Here is an 18,651-nt window from a genome sequence, read left to right on the forward strand (position 1 = left end):
GCATGGCGCGGTGGTCTATCACGCCTATTCGGGGCGCATCGCCCTGGAGCTGGAGCCGGGCACGGTCTATTGGTGCACCGCCGACCCTGGCTGGGTGACGGGCACCTCCTATGGCATCATCGCGCCGCTGGTGAACCGGGTGACGATGATCGTGGATGAGGCCGAGTTCGACCTTGCGCGCTGGTACGGCATCATCGGGCGCGAGAGGGTCGAGATCTGGTATTCGGCGCCCACCGCCATCCGGATGATGATGCGGGCGGGGGCAGAAGCGGCTGCGCCGTATGATTTCTCGTCCCTGACGTTTCTGGCCAGCGTCGGCGAGCCGCTGAACCCGGAGGCGGTGGAGTGGAGCGGCAAGGTGTTCCCGCAGCCGTTCCATGACAACTGGTGGCAGAGCGAAACCGGCGGGATCATGATTGCCAACCTGCCGGGCATGGCGGTGAAGCCCGGGTCGATGGGCAAGCCGCTGCCAGGGATCACCGCCGCCATCCTGAAACCGGACAGCGGCAGACTGGCGGAATGCGGCGCTGAGGAGACCGGGGAGCTGGCGCTGTGGCCGGACTGGCCTTCGGTGATGCGGGGGTATCTGCATGAGGAGGCGCGGTACAAGAAATGCTTTGCCGGTGGCTGGTATCTGTCCGGCGACCTGGCCACCCGTGATGAGGACGGATATTATTGGTTTGTCGGGCGCAAGGACGACCTGATTAAGACGTCCGGCCATCTGATCGGCCCGTTCGAGGTGGAAAGCGCGCTGATCGAGCACCCGGCGGTAGCCGAGGCGGCGGTGATCGGTGTGCCGGATGAGACCGCCGGTGAGATCGTGAAAGCGTATGCCACACTGAACCCGGGCATTGAGCCGGGCGAAGGCCTGGAGGGCGAAGTGCGGGCCCATGCGCGCAAGCGGCTGGGGGCGGCGGTGGCGCCGCGTTTCATCCTGTTCCGCAACACTCTGCCCAAGACCCGTTCCGGCAAGATCATGCGGCGGCTGCTTAAGGCGCGTGAACTGGGACTGCCGGAGGGAGACATCTCTACATTGGAGAGCGATGAGACATGAGCACCCATGAGAAAATCCGCCTCGGCCGGGGCCATGTTCGCGAACTGCTGACTGCGATGATGCGGGTCCGCATGTTCGAGGACAAATGCGCCGAGTTGTACACCCAGGAGGAAATCCGCGGCTTCCTGCATCTTTATGACGGCGAAGAGGCGATTGCCGCTGGCGTGATCCCGGTGCTGGCGGAGGGCGACCGGATTGTTGCCACCTACCGCGAACACGGCCACGCGCTGGTGCGCGGGGTTTCGATGAATGCGGTGATGGCGGAGATGTTCGGTAAGGCGGAGGGCTGCTCGGGCGGCGCGGCGGCTCGATGCATCTGTATGACGCGGCGGCCAACTTCTATGGCGGCAACGCGATTGTCGGCGGCGGGCTGCCGCTGGCGGCGGGGCTGGCGCTGGCCGATCATCTGCGCGGCGATCCCCATATGACCGCCTGTTTCTTTGGCGAGGGGGCGGTGGCTGAAGGCGAGTTCCATGAGGCAATGAACCTGGCGGCCCTGTGGGGGCTGCCGGTTCTTTTTGTCTGTGAAAACAACGGCTATGCCATGGGCACTGCGCTGGATCGCAGCGAGTCCGAGACAGATATCAGCGCAAAGGCCGCTGCCTATGGGGTGAAGTCCGAAGTGGTGGACGGCATGGATGTGGTGGCGGTTGAGGCGGCTGCCCGGCAGGCGCTTGCCGAGATCCGCAAAACCGGCAGGCCGGTGTTGCTGGAGTGCCGTACCTACCGGTTCCGGGCCCATTCGATGTTCGACGCGCAGCTGTACCGGGACAAGGCCGAGGTCGATGACTGGCGCAAGCGCGGCCCGATCGTCCGCTTCCGCAACTGGCTGCTGGAAGCGAAGCTGATACACGAGGACGAGATCGCCGGGATCGAGACGCGGATCAGGGCCGAGATTGCAGAGGCGGTTCAATTTGCCGAAGACGGCACGTGGGAACCTGCTGAAGACCTAACGCGTCATGTTTTAGTGCCGCAGCCCAGTCCTGTTGAACCTGCGACGCCTGGTGGGGAAACCCGGTTGGTAAGCTACCGGGAGGCGGTGCGCGAGGCCCTCCGCGATGCAATGAGGCGCGACGAACGGGTGTTCCTGATGGGCGAGGATGTGGGCGCCTATGGCGGCTGCTATGCGGTGTCCAAGGGGCTGATGGAGGAATTCGGCGAGGCCCGCATCCGTGACACGCCGCTGTCTGAGTCGGGCTTTACCGGCGCCGGGATCGGCGCGGCGATGGCTGGGATGCGCCCAGTTGTTGAACTGATGACGGTCAATTTCTCGCTGCTGGCGCTGGATCAGATCCTGAACACTGCCGCCACTGTCCGCCATATGTCAGGCGGCCAGTTCGGCGTGCCACTGGTGATCCGCATGGCCACGGAGGCGGGCAAGCAGATGGCGGCGCAGCACTCGCACAGCCTGGAAGGGTGGTATGCGCATTTTCCGGGGCTGAAGGTGCTGGCGCCGGCCACAGTCGAGGACGCCCGCGGGGTGCTGTGGACGGCGCTGTGCGACCCTGATCCGGTGCTGATTTTCGAGAATGTGATGCTCTATAACCGCGAGAACTTGCTGAGCAGCACGGCGGGGCCGGTGGATATTTCACAGGCCGCAATCCGCCGCGAGGGGAGCGATGTCACCCTGATCACCTATGGGGGGGCGCTGTTCAAGACGCTGGAGGCGGCGGAAAAACTGGCGGACTCGGGCATCTCGGCGGAGGTTCTGGACCTGCGCAGCCTGCGTCCGCTGGATAATGCCACGATCCTGGCCTCGGTTGGCAAGACCCGCCGAGCAGTCATTGTTGACGAGGGCTGGCGGTCGGGATCGCTGGCGGCTGAGATTTCGGCGCGAATCATGGAGCAAGGGTTCTGGAGCCTGGACGCGCCGGTTGGGCGGGTCTGTTCGGCCGAAGTGCCGATCCCCTATCCCAAGCACCTGGAAGACGCTGCCATTCCGCAGGTGCCGGCCATCGTGGCGGCAGGGCGATCTGTCATGGGAGACAGGTAAGATGGGTCTCTTCGTCATGCCCTCGCTCGGCTCCGACATGGAAAGCGGCACCTTGGTGGAATGGCTGGTCGCACCGGGTGACACTGTGGCCCGTGGTGATGCGGTTGCGGTGGTCGAAACTCAGAAGGGCGCGATCGAAATCGAGTGTTTCGAGGCCGGTACGGTGCAGGAGCTGAAGGCGCAGCCCGGCACGGTCCTGCCGGTGGGAGCGCCGATGGCCGTCATTCTGGCAGCTGGAGACGCGGCGCCTGAGACGGATGCGCTGCCGGAGCCGGAACAGGAACCTCAACCGCTATCCAAACCGGAACCTGCTGCGGAACCCGCAGCCGCGCCCGCCCGGGACACCACTGTGCCTGCCGCCGCGGCAGGAGCTGTGGCCGGCGCGATCAAAGCGTCGCCGGCGGCGCGGGCGCGGGCGGCGGAGCTGGGGCTGGACCTTGGCACGCTGGCGGGCAGCGGTCCGGGCGGCGCCGTCGTACTGGCGGATGTGGTGCCGGGGGGCGCGCGTGATATCGGCGAACCGGCCTCGCGTCTTGATGAGATGCGCAAGGCAATTTCCGCCGCGATGACTCACTCTAAGCGAACAATCCCGCATTTCTACTTGTCGCAGACCATGGATGTGCAGGCGACCCTTGATATGCTGGCGGTGCGCAATGCCGGGGTGCCGCCGGCTGAGCGGGTCCTGCTGGGCGCAGTGCTGCTGCGGATGGCGGCGCTGGCGGTGCAGAAGACAGGGACCCTGAACGGGCATTTCACCGATGGGGTTTTCCGCCCTGCGGAGCAGGTCAACCCCAGCCTTGCCGTGGCTTTACGCGGCGGTGGGCTGGTGGCGCCCGCGCTTGCTGATGTGCCCGCGATGACGCTGGATGAGATGATGTTTGCCATGCCGGACATGGTTTCCCGCGCGCGGGCAGGGCGGCTTCGAAGTTCGGAGATGACCCGCGGGACTATTACCGTGTCCAGCCTTGGCGAAACCAGCGGCGAGGTGATGGCGGGTGTGATCTTCCCGCCGCAGGTTGCATTGATCGGGATCGGTGCGCCCCAGATGCGGCCCTGGGTGATCGCGGGCGGGGTTGTCCCGCGCACCGTTATTACTGTCACTCTTGCTGCCGATCACCGGGTCAGCGGCGGGCGCGAGGCAGCCAGGTTCCTGAGCCAATTCGAAGTGCTTGTTTCACAGCCGGAGGTGTTATGACTCAACCCGATATGCGTGCTCTGTTCCTGGAAGAGCTGACGCGGATTTCCCCGGATATCGATCCGGCAGATGTGTCGGACAGCGATCATCTGCAGGATGATTTGGAGCTGGATTCTATGGACATTCTCAACCTGGTGACGGCCTTGCACCAGCGGCTGGGTGTCAGCATCTCGGAAGCCGATTACCCGAAAATCGCGACTCCGGGATTTGCGGTAAGCTATCTGTCCGATGCGGCGGGAAGCGGCTGAACCGGGCAAGGAATACGGAGCAAGTAAGGGTCAGCCGATCTGGTAGAGCGCATAGATCGACCCAAAATAAACTCCCAGTACCAGCCATGAATCAAGGCCGGCGCCAAATATCTTGGGCGTTCGGCGGATCAACAGGCCGGCCACGTAGATTGCAGTCACAAGAATGCCCGCTGCGATGCTGAGCTGGGCGCCTGTGGTTGCGTGATCCAGGTTCGGGCCGCTCCGGTAGGCGAGGTCGGCAGGCAGCAGAAGGGCCAGCATGATCAGATTGCTGCCGAAGATGTTGGAGATCGCCATCGTATAGGCGCCGATGCGGGCGGCGGCCAGCGTGGTGCTGAGTTCCGGCAGCGATGTTGCCGCCGCCAGAAGCGTCACTCCTACAAAGGGCGCCCCGAGCTGTGTACGTTCGGCGAACAGAGCCAGCTGTTGGTCTTCGGTATAGTTCACGGATATGGGTCAGGATTTTTGCCATGCCAAAACCCGTGCAAGCAACACTACGGAATCCAGTGATATCCGGAGCAAGCCGTCTGAGTGTTTTTGGCGGAGATGTTCAGATCGGTGCCGGAGTGTTCCTGCTGGAACCAATGCCAATCCATGCAGATGGGATCCTGCACTGGCTTGGTTTTTTACCTAACGCGCTGAGCACGGCCTTTCCGTGTCACAGCGAACCGGAGGCAATGGGTATTTTGAGGTTCCAAGCCGCGCCTGAACGAGGTTGGAAAGCGCAATTGCCAGAGCATCTGGAGACTATCCGCGTAGAGCATCCACGATGACAGCCAGTACTCACAGCTTGCAGCTGATACCGGCTGGTATCGACACCTACAGCCACCCTGTTGTTTATATGCACGCCGATTGCTACGTTTGCCAGGCCGAAGGTTTCCGGGCCCTCACCCGGGTGCGTATTGACTGTGGATGCAAATGGGTAATTGCAACGCCGAATGTGGTGACTGGCGGAGGCTGGTTGCCGCCCGATGCTGCTGCTCTGTCGGATGCGGCATGGCAGGCATTGCAGCCGGGCCCCGGAGCAATAGGGAAGCTATCGCACCCGGAGCCGCCAGCAGCTGCATCTTTCATTCGTGCCAAGGTTTACGGTGAGCGCCTTGCACAGGCGCAGTTCAGCACCATCATAGGCGACGCGCTGGCCCGCAGGCTTTCGGACCTGGATCTGGCAGCCTTTGTAACCGCCTGTGCTGGCGACCGTCTGGATTTTGAAGAAACAATTGCGCTGACGCGGGCCATGCAGGCAGTCGGCAAAACCTTGTGCTGGGGCAAGGATCTTGTTCTGGACAAACACTGCGTCGGCGGATTGCCCCGCAACCGGACCACACCCATCGTGGTGGCGATCGTTGCGGCAGCCGGGCATATCATCCCTAAAACTTCCAGCCGGGCCATAACATCACCTGCCGGGACCGCGGATGTCATGGAGGTTATGGCACCGGTAGAACTGGATTTGACTGAAATGCGCCGGGTGATTGAGGCGCAGGGAGGCTGCGTTGTCTGGGGCGGCGGGCTTCACATCAGTCCGGCAGATGACGTCGTGATCCGTATTGAACGGCCCCTGGATTTCGACAGCGATGGCCAGCTTGCGGCAAGTGTCTTGTCTGAGAAGGCCGCCGCCGGGGTCGAAAGGGTGATCATCGATATTCCTGCGGGACCAACCGCCAAAGTCCGCTCTGCGGCAGCGGCCGCATCCCTGTCAGCGCGTCTGAAAGCGGTTGCTGCAGCGATTGGGTTGGAATTGAAAATCCACGTCAGTGACGGCAGCCAGCCAGTGGGCTGCGGGATCGGTCCGGCGCTGGAAGCGGCGGATGTGCTGAAAGTGCTGCGCCGGACACCGGATGCGCCGGCGGATCTGCGCGTGCGGGCGCTGACGCTCGCGGGACAATTGCTTGATTTGGGCGGTGCTGCGGGAGCCGGCGCAGACACTGCTGCAAAGCTGCTGGACAGCGCCGCCACCGAGCAACGTTTCATGGCGATATGCGAAGCGCAGGGCGGATTCAGAGAACCGGAAGCCGCTTCGCACCGGACACTTGTGACTGCTGCACACAGCGGGACAATTACCGCAATCGACAATCGCCTGATCGCCCGGATCGCGAAACTCGCAGGCGCACCGCAGCGTGCCCGGGCTGGGATTTTGCTGCTGGCCCGCCCCGGTGACAGTATTCAACACGGCGAACCCCTGTTTGAAATCCATTCGGAGACCCCGGGAGAGTTGGCTTATGCGCGGGACTACGCCGCGCGCCAGCCCGGCCCGTTTTCCATCAGGAGGCAGCCATGACACCCGTTCTGGCGCCTTTTCCAGCCATGATGCCTATGGGTGTCCGCCTTGTGGAATCGGCCGGCGCCCGGATTGTTCCAATCAACTGGCGGCCCTTCCCGGATGGCGAGAGCCTGATTACCTTGGATGGAGACGTTGCCGGCTGCGATTTGGCCATATTGTGCACTCTGCAGGATCCCGACCGGCACATACTGCCGCTTCGTTTTGCAGCAGCCACTGCCCGTGAGATGGCAGCCTCCAGAATCGGACTGATTGCGCCCTACCTTGGCTATATGCGACAGGACCGGCGCTTTGCTGCCGGGCAGGCTGTCAGTGCGCCATTGTTTGCAGCCTGCCTTGAGGAAAGCTTTGACTGGCTCATAACTGCGGACCCGCATCTGCACCGGATTCAGAATCTGGCAGAACTGTTTTCCATTCCCGCACGGCATGTGGTTACTGCCCCGGTGCTTGCCGGTTGGATCGCCCGGAACATCGCCAGCCCCATCCTGATCGGTCCCGATGAAGAAAGTCGGCAATGGGTGGCCGAGGTTGCTGCACTCGCCGGGTGCCGCTACGAGGTGTTTCATAAACACCGAAGCGGCGATCAAGAGGTCGAAGTCATTGCCCCGTCCAGGATTGCTCTGACGGCCGGTACTCCAGTCATTTTGGATGACATAGCCTCGTCTGGCGGCACATTGGTCAAAACCTTAAAACAATTGGCCCCAGCGTGGAAAAGCCCGCCAATTTGTGTGGTGATACATGCGGTGTTTGCTGCCAGGGCCCATGCCCGAGTTATGGAAGCGGGCGCCCGCAGAATTATCACCACGGACAGCATCCCGCACAAGAGCAATGGAATCAGTATCACACCGTTATTGGGCGAAGCTTGGTGCAGCCAGATTGAAAACGGCGAGAGACAATTGGAAAGCAAAGAAGATCCACAATCATTTCGGAGTTGATCTGGCGCAATGCCCGGGCCCGTGAAATCAGAAATGCTGGCAGCATGTGGTGGTGTAATGGGAAGTAACCGCGAGAACGAACCGGAGGGGACCGGACCGCCAAGGCAGCTCCCGCTGGTGCGGTGGCTGATCTGGGCGGCTCTTTTCGGTACCCTGATGCTTTGGGCACTGGCAAATTCAACTGCTAATGTTCAATCCGTGCCCTACAGCGTATTGAAAGCAATGGTCCAGCGCGGCGAGGTCACCCGTGTTTTGCTGGAAGAGTTCGCCATCACGGTTGTCAGCGGCACTTCTAACGGTACCGAGCCCGTTCGTGCTGCCATCCCTGCCCAAGGCGATCCGGATCTGCTGCCGCTTCTTGAAGCCCAAGGGGTGGAAATCACCGCCAAACCGCCGCGAGGCGTTTCGGTTCTGTCCTACATGCTGCCTTGGGTATTGATTCTTGCGGTCTATCTCTGGTTCCAGCGGCGGATGTTCAGCCGGATCAGCGGTGGCATGGGCACGCCTGGGCTGGGCGGGATCTTCAGTGGGCGGTTCTCCAAACCCAGCGAAACCCGCTCACAAACCACGTTTGATGACGTTGCAGGCCAGGAGCAGGCAAAACGCGAGGTAGCTGAACTTGTCGAGTTCCTGCGCGAGCCCGACCGGTTCAGCAAAGTCGGCGCTGAGGTGCCGCATGGGGTCCTGCTGATGGGCCCGCCCGGAACCGGCAAAACCCTGCTGGCCAAGGCGCTCGCGGGAGAGGCCGACGTGCCGTTTTTTTCTACTTCCGGATCAGAGTTCATCGAAGTCTTTGTTGGTGTCGGCGCTGGCCGAGTGCGGAAGATGTTCGAAGCCGCGCGCAAAGTCGCCCCGGCGGTGATTTTCATCGACGAGCTGGACAGTATTGGCCGTACCCGCGGCACTGGGCTTGGCGGCGGCCACGATGAGCGCGAACAGACTCTGAATCAAATCCTTGCCGAACTTGACGGGTTTGAGGGAAAGGAGGCGGTGGTGGTTCTGGCCGCGACCAACCGGCCGGACGTGCTGGATCCGGCGCTGCTGCGCCCCGGCCGTTTTGACCGCCACGTTACACTGAACCTGCCCGATCTGCCGGCCCGCCGCGCCATTCTAGATCTCCACTCCCGCGACCTGCCGCTCTGCTGTCCTGACGATCTCAGCATCATCGCCGAAGGAACCCCCGGGTTTTCCGGCGCTGACTTGAAAAACCTGTTGAACGAGGCCGCTATTAATGCAGCCCGGCGGCAAGCAGCGGACATTACCAGTGCGGATCTTCAGGAAGCCCGGGACAAGGTGATGATGGGAACCGTCCGGACTCTGGCTCTCAAACCCGAAGAGCGGCATCGTTTGGCTGTGCATGAAGCCGGCCATACAGCTGCAGCCTTTTTCATTCCCGAAGCTGATCCGCTGTATAAGGTCACGATCATTCCGCGCGGCCGCAGTCTTGGCGGAACCCACATGCTGAGCCGCGAGGAGCATCATACCCTGCCTGAGAATTTTCTGCGCGCTCAACTGACGATCCTACTGGCGGGCAGGGCGGCCGAAAAGCTGTTGACCGGCATCGTCAGCTCCGGTGCGGATGACGACATCAATCGTGCAACCACGCTTGCCCGGTCCATGGTGACGCGCTGGGGCATGACAGAGGAGATCGGGCCAATTGACTTGCGGCAGACCGAAGATCACCCTTTCCTCGGGCAATCCATCGCGCGGCCGCGAGAGCATGCCGACGAGACAGCCGCCCAAGTGGATAAAGCAGTGATGACACTTCTGAAAACAGCTGAGACAGCAGCCGCAGAGCTTCTTCAAACGCATCAGGTAGAGGTCAGTCTGCTGGTTCACGAACTGGAAATGAGGGAGACGCTGAACCTTGAGGAAATTGAAACCTGCCTGACTTCAGGGAGTAAGGTCTGTTCCCTCAGCTGAATTAGTCTCGATGTGATCTGACACCGCCCCCTTCTCAGCACGCTGAAATGGGAACGGCGCATCTCTTGATGGAGATGATGGTTGCCCGTTTTTTTGGTGGTGCTGACCCACCACAAAACGAGGAAGCCACGATGCTGAATACTACCGACAAGATCATCAAGCACAAAACCGGCCTGCTGAACCTGGCCGAGGAACTGGGCAATGTCAGCAAAGCCTAGGATCGCATCCACTCGCTGCACGCCCTAACCGACAGCACATCAACCTGCTGCAGCTTCTGAACTACTTCCTCTGGATTCCGGGCATTCTTCGAGTCAATGGCGGAACGCCCTTCAATGCCGCGTGTCCGCCATTCGGATCCTTCGTTTTTCTAAACACAACAGCGGGCCATGTATGAACTGCCTCCCCCGCAAGCGACTTTTGAGACTCCCGGTTTTCCAGCTTATATGTATTCGGTCTTTTCGCGGGGCATGTTGGATTGCGTTTGACCGAGATGGGAAGTCGCGTGCCTTGTGTCTCACTACTTCACCGGCCGTTGAGGCCATGGACCACCACAAGCTGACAAGACGCCGATTGGCCGTTGGTCCCTCTCTCCTTCGCAGGCAGTTTCCTTGTGTTCGTTTTTTGGATCAAACCGCGGTCAGTGCCGTTGGCCCGTATCTTTCCTCTTTGGTTGGAACTGCCCAAGCGATCCGGGCCAGCTTGTTCGCAGCCGACGCTGCCGCGACGTTCGCGTGCCTCCTTTCCTTCAGATCATTTGCCCAGCAGGTGAGTGGTGAGGATCCGTCTCTGAAGAAGTGGAAAACTGCTCGGGTGGCCAGACAAAACCGCCCGAAATGATGCGCGCCGTTGCACTCTTCCATAGCAACGATGCAAGATGGAAGGCGGGCAAGAAAGTCGAGAAGACGAAATCACTGGAGACGTCTGCGACACACCACTTCGCCTTTCACATCCAGCCCTGCCAAGCTGCAAACCGTCTTACCCAGATCAATCTTCAGAACCGCAATATCGATCAGAATACTACTTCTTCTCCGCCAGTTATCACACCGTAGCTGAGTTTGGGTGGGAAGGCAGTTCATCCCATTAATTCAGATGGAAAAGGGCGTTATATTCCGCGGATCGCGTTCTCGCGATTGCTGTATGTGAGCTCGGATGGCGTGCGTGGTCGAAGCGCTGCCATGACGAATTTGTCCCATAGTGCTTCCTTCCAGTCCAACGAAAGGATCACACCATCAAACCGTGGGATCAAACACCTCACTGCGTGATGCCCTGCCGGGCAGTGGACGCGACCTATCTCAAGGCACACCGCACCGCGACCAGCATGGCTGCGAAAAAGGGGGGCGCGCGGCCGCCTGATCGGTAGAACCAAGGGTGGCATGAATACCAAGCTGCATGCCATCTGTGATAGCCAAGGGCGCCCGCTCAACCTGTTCGTTACCGCCGGGCAAGTCAGCGATTACATCGGTGCTCGAGCTTTGCTTAGCAGTCTGCCAAACGTGGACTGGCTGCTCGGTGATCGCGGTTATGACGCCGGCTGGTTCCGGGACGCGCTGAAAGACAAAGGGATACGCGCCTGCATCCCCGGCCGGAGGCAACGCAAGACGCCGGTCAAATACGATAAGCGCCGATACAAGCGGCGAAACCGCATCGAGATCATGTTTGGCAGGCTCAAGGATTGGAGGCCCGTGGCCACCCTCTATGACCGCTGTCCCAAGGTCTTCCTGTGTGCCATCGCCCTCGCAGCAACCGTCATCTACTGGTTATGAATCATCGGGTAATTTGTGGCTGCTTCCCTCGGAGCTGAAAGAGGGCTCACACTTCTGGCTGTCGAAGCTGAAGGAAGGAAGCAACCATGAAACACTATGCCGGACTGGACCTGTCGATGGACAGCACGCAGGTTTGCATCGTCGATGAAAACGGTGGGAAAGTAACCTCGATGAAGGTCGAGAGCGCGCCTGACCAGATCGCATGTGCGTTAAATCGAGTCGGCGACATTGAGCGGGCGGTGATCGAATCCGGCCGCATGTCGTCGGCAATCTGCCACGGCTTGCGAGCTCTCGGCGTTCCCGTCGTGTGCATCGACGCAGGGCAGGCGGATCAGAGCCTAAAGGTATTAAAGGCGAACAAGACTGACCCGCATGACGCAGCCGGGCTGGCGCAACTTGCCAGGACAGGCTTCTACAAGGAAGTGCATGTCAAAACTGCGGCCGCCCAGGCGTGCGCAGCGTCATCGCGACGCGCAGCCATCTCGTCGAAGCCCGGGTGCGGCTCGACAACATGATCCTAGGTATATGTGCAACTTTCGGGTTCAAACCCGGCCCCGGTCAGGGCAAGTCGTTTATCGACCGGGTGATGACTGCTGCAGATGTACCGGGCCTTGGCCAGAGAATCACAGCGCTGGTCGCCGCCAGAACCGGATTGGTGGAACAGATCAGGCAGCTGGATCGTGTCTTGCGTGAGTTCGCTCACCAATCGTCGGCCTGCAGGCAGCTCATGAGCATCTCCGGCGTCGGCGTTCAAACTTCCGCCGCTTTCGCCGCAGCCATCGATCAAGCTGACCGCTTCCGGCAATCCCGCACTGCAGGCGCCTACTTCGAATTGGTCCCCAGGCGTCACCAATCCGGGGAAATCGACTGGACAGGACGCATCACCAAACAGGGCGACAGCATGGTCCGCAAGCTGCTCTACGAAGCGGCCAACTCGATCCTGACGCGCAGTCGTGGCAGCTTCGCCCTCAAGACCTGGGCCCAGAAGATCGCCAAACGCCGAGGTCTGAGAAAGGCGCGCGTGGCGCTTGCCAGGCAGCTGACCGTCATCATGCACGCGATGCTGCGTGACGGCACTTTGTTCGAAGCGTGAGGTGAGATAGAAATCATTTGCCAGCGGTGAAGCCGGACAGTTGATCCGAGGGCGGTGTCCCGAGAGGGAACGCAGGGACGAACGATCTGCGAAGGTTACCGGATGGGCCCGGGAGCCCGCTTCGAGTCAATGCAACGTTCGGCCTTGTGAAACCCGATACAGCACGATCGCCTCACAGCAAACAGTGCGGACAGATCCTTGAAACCCTCAAGGGGAACACCGCCAAGCTCTGCAAATTGCAGATCCTGAACCTAGGAGAGCGGTCGCCGTTAATACGACCATGTCCTTCGCTGCGTGGTCACCATTGGCCGGGTACCGTGATTTGCAGACCACGTTGAATCATCAGCAAACCGCCAGCGGATCCTAACTTGCCCGCTGCGCGGCCAGTTGGCTGCCCCAATTGAGCGAGCAGCTTTGGTCAACCGTGTGCATCGAAGGCGGCAACATTCTGAAAGGATGAGTTGTGTTGCGGCGGCTGGACACCAAGCACTGTTTCGGCACTGCAATCATTTCCCGGAATTGACCTGTCGCATTGGTTCAGGCAGCGCTTCTGGTTAAGCTGTTCCTTAATTAACAATATGGGGAACTGCGACGGTGTCTGCCTCGCTCGAGAAGGATCAGGTTGGGGCACTGGGCTGGCACGCTGAAGCGGTTGCCGCCACCATAGACGGGCTTGACACAACCGCAAACGGGCTGACCGATGCGGAAGCCGCGGCTCGAGCGGTCCGTTTCGGCCGCAATGAACTGCCCGGCCAATTGCGGGCAGGACCGCTGAAACGGTTTCTCGCGCAGTTCAACAATCTGTTGATCTACATTCTTATCGCAGCTGCTGCGATCACAGGTGTGTTGGGTCAAATCAAGGATACACTCGTCATTCTTGCTGTGGTCTTGGTGAATGCAGCTATTGGGTTCATTCAGGAAGGCCGCGCTGAGGCTGCTATTGCAGCGCTCCAACGGATGCTGGCACCTATGGCTTCGGTACTGCGCGGCAACCGCCGCCGCAGGATTGATGCCGCTGATCTGGTGCCAGGCGATATCATCTTGATCGAAGCCGGTGACAGGGTTCCGGCAGATGCCCGTCTGATCGAAGCCACCGCGTTGAAGGTGCAGGAAGCCATCCTTTCGGGAGAATCCGTGCCCGTCACCAAGTCGGTGAAGCCGGTTGCCTTCGACGCCGCCCTTGGCGAACGGGCATCAATGATTTACAGCGGGACGCTGGTTGTATCCGGGCAGGGCCGCGCCATTGTCACCGCGACAGGAAGCGAAGCCGAAATCGGCCGGATCAGCGGCCTTCTCGCGGGTGTCGAGGAACTGATGACACCGCTCCTGAAAAAGATGGGAGTTTTTGCCCGCTGGATCACTGCACTGATCCTGAGCGGTGCGGTGCTCTTGCTGGTCTACGGGTTCTTCGTTCAGCACCTGCCTTTCGAGGCGCTTTTCATGGTTGTCGTCAGCCTTTCAGTTGCTGCAATCCCGGAAGGGCTGCCGGCTGTCCTGACAATCACACTGGCAATTGGCGTGCGCAAGATGTCAGATCGCCACGCGATCGTGCGCCGCTTGCCGGCAATCGAGACGCTAGGAGCGCTGACCGTCATCTGCACCGACAAAACCGGCACCCTGACGCGCAACGAGATGATGGTGGCATCGGTCTCCGCCCAAGGCCGGCGCTTCACGGTCGAAGGCGATGGGTATCAGACGGAAGGCCAAATCGTGGCCGTGAACGGCGGGGAGGATGACGGTCTTTCAGGGCTGATCGCAGCGGGTGTGCTCTGCAACGACGCCGGTATTGCCGCGGGAGTGGATGGTGTGCTTTCGGCTAGTGGCGATCCCATGGAGGCTGCGCTGCTAGTTTTGGCGGACAAAGCCGGGACACCTCATAACGTCTTGCGAGCTAAGTGGACACGGGAGGCGCTGCTGCCGTTCGATGCGGCACGCCGTTACATGGCGACGCTGGACAAAAGCGCGGAGGGTGCCTTCATTCACCTGAAGGGTGCACCGGAAGCGGTGCTTTCCATGTGCGCCAGCCAGGCGGGTAACTGCGGTGAAATCCCGCTCGACCAGGCTTACTGGGAAGCTGAGACCGTCCGCATTGCCGCGCTCGGCCAGCGAGTCATAGCCCTTGCGGCCAAGCCCGTGCCGAAAGCTGAGGCGGCTTTGAACCAATCAGCTCTCGCAGAGGGGTTGGTGCTTCTGGGGATGGTCGGGCTGATCGACCCGCCGCGTGCTGAGGCGGTTGCCGCTGTTGCCGAATGCCAGGGCGCTGGAATCACTGTCAAGATGATCACCGGTGATCATGCCGCGACTGCCGCAGCCATTGCTGCCGACGTCGGGCTATCCAACGCTGATCGCGTTCTTACCGGGCAAGATCTTGACGGCTTGGATGACGCCATGTTGATGCAGAAAGCTGAGATAACCAGCGTGTTCGCCCGCACCACGCCGGAGCACAAGCTGCGTCTCGTCACGGCGCTGCAGGCACGGGGGCACATCGTCGCGATGACCGGCGACGGAGTCAATGATACACCGGCGCTCAAGCGGGCCAATGCCGGGGTTGCCATGGGCATCACCGGGTCGGACGCTGCCAAGGAAGTAGCCGATCTGATCCTGACGGACGACAATTTCGTTTCAATTGCGGCCGCCGTTCGCGAGGGGCGCACGGTCTTCGACAATATCCGCAAGGTGATAAGCTGGACCCTGCCAACGAACGCTGGGGAGGCTGGCATCATCATCCTTGCTCTTGTTTTGGGTCTGGTCATCCCTTTTTCGGCGCTGCAGATCCTATGGATCAACCTCGTAACAGCCGGCTCGCTCGGGGTAGCCCTCGCGTTTGAACGACCGGAGAAAGCGGTCATGCACCAACCTCCTCTGCCTGCCGATGCGCCGATACTGGATCGCGTTCTGGTCTGGCATATAGCGCTCGTAACGGTGCTGTTTCTCGCGGCGGTATACGGGGTGTTCAACTACGCAACAGACCGTGGCTACAGCCTTGAACTTGCGCGAACCCTCACCGTGAATATGCTGATCATCCTCGAAATCTTTCATCTCTTCTACATCCGGAACTTTCATACCACATCGCTGACCTGGGAAGCTCTGCGCGGAACACCGGCGGTTTGGGCTTGCCTGCTGGTCGTCGTGGCTGGCCAGTTGCTGTTTACCTATGCGCCATTCATGCAGGAGGTGTTTGGCACGCGTGCGGTCACCCTGACCGATGGTGCAATCCTGATTGGCGTGGGTGCCGCGTTCTTTGCGATCCTTGAGATGGAAAAGCAGCTGCGCCTGCGATTGAAGCGCGTAAAGCTGAAGCAATTTAATCAGCCTAGCCTGGGCGGTCCAATTTAAGTTGTTGTGTATTTGCGTGGAGCTTACCCCTTTGGGGCCCGGGCTTCATACGGCTTTCGGACCCTTAGGATTTGCCCCAACGCTGGCCCACCGGACTGAGCGTTTTCTTTTTTCCAAACCCTTGGAAGCCGGGTGGCCCTGGTGGATTTCATGAACTCCGCCGGTGTCATATTGCCGATTGAGCGGTGCGGCCGTTCATTGTTGTACAACTGAACGCCAGAACGCCCACATTAGCGAACCGAGGGAAGTTTTTTTCCAAAGCAACCTTGGTTTGGCAGATCCGTTTATGTCCATGAGCTGATCGATAGGCCCGGCGATGCAGTGTTTCGGTGCAATCTCACGGGCAGTTGGCCGGACCGGTTTCTGGAAGTCCCGGTATGGATGTTTGACCGGGCCGCATGCGCTTCCTGCCATCGTGCTGGTATGGCGCATATTAGCAGTGTGCCGAAGTTTTTTGGGATCTGCATGTGTAAGCAGGCCGTGCAAACATGCAGTAGGGCTTCCGCAACCAACTCGTTGGACCGAGACTGGCCGATCCAGAACTCAGCGTGATGACGGATGTGTTCAATCCGATCCACAGAACCCGGTGCGCGACCGTGGAAGCGATGGACGGCAATCTCAGGATCATTGCGCGCAGGAGAGGCATTGCCCACCGCCTCCTGCAGAAACGATTGAGGCACAGGAGGCAGCGGTGTACCGGCCGCTCCTGCAGGCGCTGCTTCATACCCTCCCGCTGCGAAGGGGCAGCGGGGGTTGATCGGCCTTCTAGTGCTGCCGATCCTGCTGCTGGAGATCCTGAATACCCTGCGCCTTCTTGCCAGTCGCCGCCGACAGCGCGAGGCAGCCGTACTGGCTTGACTTCCCTCAATGCCGCGGGCACCGGGCTGGGCCACCATGCGGGCATGAATGGCGACCACGGGCACAGCAAGGAAGAAATCGCGCGCCGTCTGGCTGGCAGCAATGGCACCGGGCGGCTGCGTGACGCTGTTTACGGCGGCATTGACGGCGCTGTCACCACTTTTGCAATTGCTGCGGGGGTCGAAGGCGCCGGGTTTTCCCCTGGCGTGATCATCGCCCTGGGCAGTGCCAATGTACTGGCGGACGGGTTCTCCATGGCAGCGGCAAACTACCTGGGCACCAAAGCTGATTTGGATGACCGGCGGCGGCTTTATGCGGTTGAGGAACGCCATATCCGCCAGTACCCGGAGGGTGAGCGCGAGGAGTTGCGCCAGATCTTCCAGGATCTGGGTCTGAGTGGTAAAGTGCTGGAGGGTGCGGTGCGCTCTGTTGCCGGCAAGCCGGAGAAGTGGATTGCGCTGATGCTGACGAGCGAATACGGGCTAGCCCCCGCGGAACCCAACCCGGTTGCGGCGGCAGTAACAACCTTTGCGGCCTTCATGCTGGCGGGCATCGTGCCGCTGCTGCCGTTCGTGCTGGGGCTGCCTGACCCGTTTTTGATTGCGGCGGTGGCGACGGGGCTGGTGTTTTTCGGCATTGGCGCCAGCAAGAGCATCTGGTCACTGGCGCCCTGGTGGAAGTCCGGGCTGGAGACCCTGCTGATCGGTTCCTGCGCGGCCGGTCTGGCCTATCTGGCGGGCAGCCTGTTCCGGGTTTGAGGCCGATCAAGGGGGGCGGTCCTGTTTGGCCCTATACTGAGCGTAAAAGGGGGCCCGCAACATGTTTTCAAATGCCTTCAAGATCGCAACTCTGCAAGGGTTTGACATCAAGATCGATCCGAGCTGGGCATTGATCGCCGCACTGATCACATGGAGCTTGTCGACGCAGTTTTTTCCTAGGGTCTATCCTGGTGCGGCGCCTGGCGTATACATCACTTTGGCTTTGCTTGCGATGCTTGGCTTCTTTGCCTCGCTGATCCTGCACGAGATGTCCCACTCGGTGGTCGCCCGGCGGTTCGGTGTCGAAATCAAAGGGATTACGCTATTCATTTTCGGCGGTGTTGCCGAGCTGGGGTCGGAGCCCAAAACCGCCATCAGCGAGTTCTGGATTGCCATCGCGGGACCGCTGATGAGCTTTGCCCTGGCGCTCGGGTTCTGGCTGCTGGCGCAGGCGGGCAGCCTGCTGGCCCCCGAAATGGCGCTGAACCATGTATTTGCCTATCTTGCTCTGATCAATCTGGTGCTGGCAGTCTTCAACCTGGTCCCGGCCTTTCCGCTTGACGGCGGGCGTATCTTCCGGGCCTATCTCTGGAGCCAGAGTAAGGACCTGCTGAAGGCGACGGCCACTGCCACAAGGATCAGCAGCTTTTTTGCCTATGCCCTGATCATCTTTGGCGTTATCGGTCTCTTCTCAGGCAATCCGGTTGCATCCCTGTGGAAGGTGCTGATTGGTGTGTTTGTACTGATGGCTGCTAAGGGGACCTATGCGCATCAGTTGCAGGCCGCCGCTTTCAAGGACAAGACGATAGCCCGCATGATGACGCGCGATGCGGTGACTGTTCTGCCTGAGGTGAGCCTGCAATATCTGGTGGACGAGGTGATGCTGACAGAGCGTAAGACCTTTGTGCCGGTGACAGAGGGCGACGTACTGCTGGGTTATGTGAGTACAGAGCTGCTGCAGGGTGTCAGGCGCGAAGAGTGGCTGGTGACCAAAGTTGGGGATGTCTATGCCCCGTTGGATGAGGACAACACGGTCAGCCCCGGCCTGCCTGCTGCAGAACTGATGGCAAAAGTATCCGCAACCGGCCGCCGCAAGTTTCTCGTCGCAGACGGCCGCCAGCTGCTGGGCGTGATAACCCTGACTGATCTGATGAGCTATCTGGCGGTGCTGCAGGACATCAGGCCTCTGGACGGAATATCTAAGCGGAGCTGACGGA

16 protein-coding genes and 2 pseudogenes are annotated in these 18,651 nt (G+C 60.5%); 16 read left to right on the forward strand and 2 right to left on the reverse strand.

Going from position 1 to position 18,651, the window contains the following annotated elements:
* From AQUI_RS0101225 to AQUI_RS0101245, 5 genes are all read left to right on the forward strand, one after another.
* On the forward strand, nt 1-1,054 hold a 1,054-nt coding region (locus AQUI_RS0101225; protein ID WP_027255911.1), incomplete at its 5' end, for an AMP-binding protein.
* Nucleotides 1,051-1,482, forward strand: coding sequence for a thiamine pyrophosphate-dependent enzyme (locus tag AQUI_RS32180; protein ID WP_281171981.1), 432 nt, complete (start codon nt 1,051-1,053; stop codon nt 1,480-1,482). The genes AQUI_RS0101225 and AQUI_RS32180, both read left to right, overlap by 4 nt.
* Nucleotides 1,365-3,047 carry a pyruvate dehydrogenase complex E1 component subunit beta gene (locus AQUI_RS32185; protein WP_281171982.1) on the forward strand — a complete coding sequence of 561 codons (1,683 nt, stop codon included), beginning with the start codon at nt 1,365-1,367 and terminating at the stop codon, nt 3,045-3,047. The genes AQUI_RS32180 and AQUI_RS32185 overlap by 118 nt, the downstream gene beginning before the upstream one ends.
* Nucleotide 3,048: 1 nt before the next feature.
* Nucleotides 3,049-4,242: a dihydrolipoamide acetyltransferase family protein gene (locus AQUI_RS0101240; RefSeq protein WP_027255912.1), complete on the forward strand. Its 1,194-nt coding sequence runs from the start codon at nt 3,049-3,051 to the stop codon at nt 4,240-4,242.
* Nucleotides 4,239-4,490, forward strand: a complete 252-nt coding sequence (locus tag AQUI_RS0101245) for an acyl carrier protein (protein WP_027255913.1) — start codon at nt 4,239-4,241, stop codon at nt 4,488-4,490. Before AQUI_RS0101240 ends, AQUI_RS0101245 begins: the two co-directional genes overlap by 4 nt.
* A gap of 30 nt (nt 4,491-4,520) precedes the next feature.
* On the opposite strand, the gene AQUI_RS0101250 is transcribed toward AQUI_RS0101245, so the two are convergent.
* Nucleotides 4,521-4,937: a hypothetical protein gene (locus AQUI_RS0101250; RefSeq protein WP_027255914.1), complete on the reverse strand. Its 417-nt coding sequence runs from the start codon at nt 4,935-4,937 to the stop codon at nt 4,521-4,523.
* 23 nt (nt 4,938-4,960) lie between these two features.
* On the opposite strand from AQUI_RS0101250, the gene AQUI_RS30510 reads away from it, so the two are divergent.
* The 5 genes from AQUI_RS30510 (at nt 4,961) to AQUI_RS30515 (ending at nt 9,844) form a co-directional block, all read left to right on the forward strand.
* Nucleotides 4,961-5,263 (forward strand): hypothetical protein, encoded by a 303-nt coding sequence (locus tag AQUI_RS30510; RefSeq protein WP_156916741.1) that lies wholly within the window; start codon nt 4,961-4,963, stop codon nt 5,261-5,263.
* Nucleotides 5,260-6,768 (forward strand): thymidine phosphorylase family protein, encoded by a 1,509-nt coding sequence (locus AQUI_RS0101260; RefSeq protein ID WP_027255915.1) that lies wholly within the window; start codon nt 5,260-5,262, stop codon nt 6,766-6,768. The genes AQUI_RS30510 and AQUI_RS0101260 overlap by 4 nt, the downstream gene beginning before the upstream one ends.
* On the forward strand, nt 6,765-7,703 hold the full coding sequence (locus tag AQUI_RS26700) for a ribose-phosphate diphosphokinase (protein WP_051371735.1): 939 nt from the start codon (nt 6,765-6,767) through the stop codon (nt 7,701-7,703). The genes AQUI_RS0101260 and AQUI_RS26700 overlap by 4 nt, the downstream gene beginning before the upstream one ends.
* Nucleotides 7,704-7,760: 57 nt before the next feature.
* Nucleotides 7,761-9,626, forward strand: coding sequence for an ATP-dependent zinc metalloprotease FtsH (gene ftsH / locus AQUI_RS0101270; RefSeq protein ID WP_027255916.1), 1,866 nt, complete (start codon nt 7,761-7,763; stop codon nt 9,624-9,626).
* 68 nt (nt 9,627-9,694) lie between these two features.
* Nucleotides 9,695-9,844 carry a hypothetical protein gene (locus AQUI_RS30515; RefSeq protein WP_211235989.1) on the forward strand — a complete coding sequence of 50 codons (150 nt, stop codon included), beginning with the start codon at nt 9,695-9,697 and terminating at the stop codon, nt 9,842-9,844.
* A 606-nt stretch (nt 9,845-10,450) separates the two neighbouring features.
* On the opposite strand, the pseudogene AQUI_RS31690 reads toward AQUI_RS30515, so the two are convergent.
* A pseudogene (locus AQUI_RS31690) lies at nt 10,451-10,636 on the reverse strand (IS110-like element ISMmg1 family transposase); the annotation flags it as partial.
* 266 nt (nt 10,637-10,902) lie between these two features.
* Here AQUI_RS31690 and AQUI_RS29625 point away from each other — a divergent pair.
* From AQUI_RS29625 to AQUI_RS0101310, 6 genes and pseudogenes are all read left to right on the forward strand, one after another.
* A pseudogene (locus AQUI_RS29625) lies at nt 10,903-11,389 on the forward strand (IS5 family transposase); the annotation flags it as partial.
* 86 nt (nt 11,390-11,475) lie between these two features.
* Nucleotides 11,476-11,904: an IS110 family transposase gene (locus AQUI_RS31435; RefSeq protein ID WP_211235984.1), complete on the forward strand. Its 429-nt coding sequence runs from the start codon at nt 11,476-11,478 to the stop codon at nt 11,902-11,904.
* Entirely contained in the window at nt 11,841-12,482 is a 642-nt protein-coding gene (locus tag AQUI_RS31440; RefSeq protein WP_211235985.1) for an IS110 family RNA-guided transposase, read from the forward strand. The genes AQUI_RS31435 and AQUI_RS31440 overlap by 64 nt, the downstream gene beginning before the upstream one ends.
* Nucleotides 12,483-13,076: 594 nt before the next feature.
* Nucleotides 13,077-15,818 (forward strand): HAD-IC family P-type ATPase, encoded by a 2,742-nt coding sequence (locus AQUI_RS26710; RefSeq protein WP_342665570.1) that lies wholly within the window; start codon nt 13,077-13,079, stop codon nt 15,816-15,818.
* 902 nt (nt 15,819-16,720) lie between these two features.
* On the forward strand, nt 16,721-17,434 hold the full coding sequence (locus AQUI_RS0101305; RefSeq protein WP_035919578.1) for a VIT1/CCC1 transporter family protein: 714 nt from the start codon (nt 16,721-16,723) through the stop codon (nt 17,432-17,434).
* 61 nt (nt 17,435-17,495) lie between these two features.
* A complete protein-coding gene (locus AQUI_RS0101310) occupies nt 17,496-18,647 on the forward strand; it encodes a site-2 protease family protein (protein WP_027255920.1) in 1,152 nt (383 codons plus the stop codon).
* The last annotated feature ends 4 nt before the right edge of the window (nt 18,648-18,651 follow it).

Source organism: Leisingera aquimarina DSM 24565, assembly GCF_000473165.1.
GTDB classification, from domain to species: domain Bacteria; phylum Pseudomonadota; class Alphaproteobacteria; order Rhodobacterales; family Rhodobacteraceae; genus Leisingera; species Leisingera aquimarina.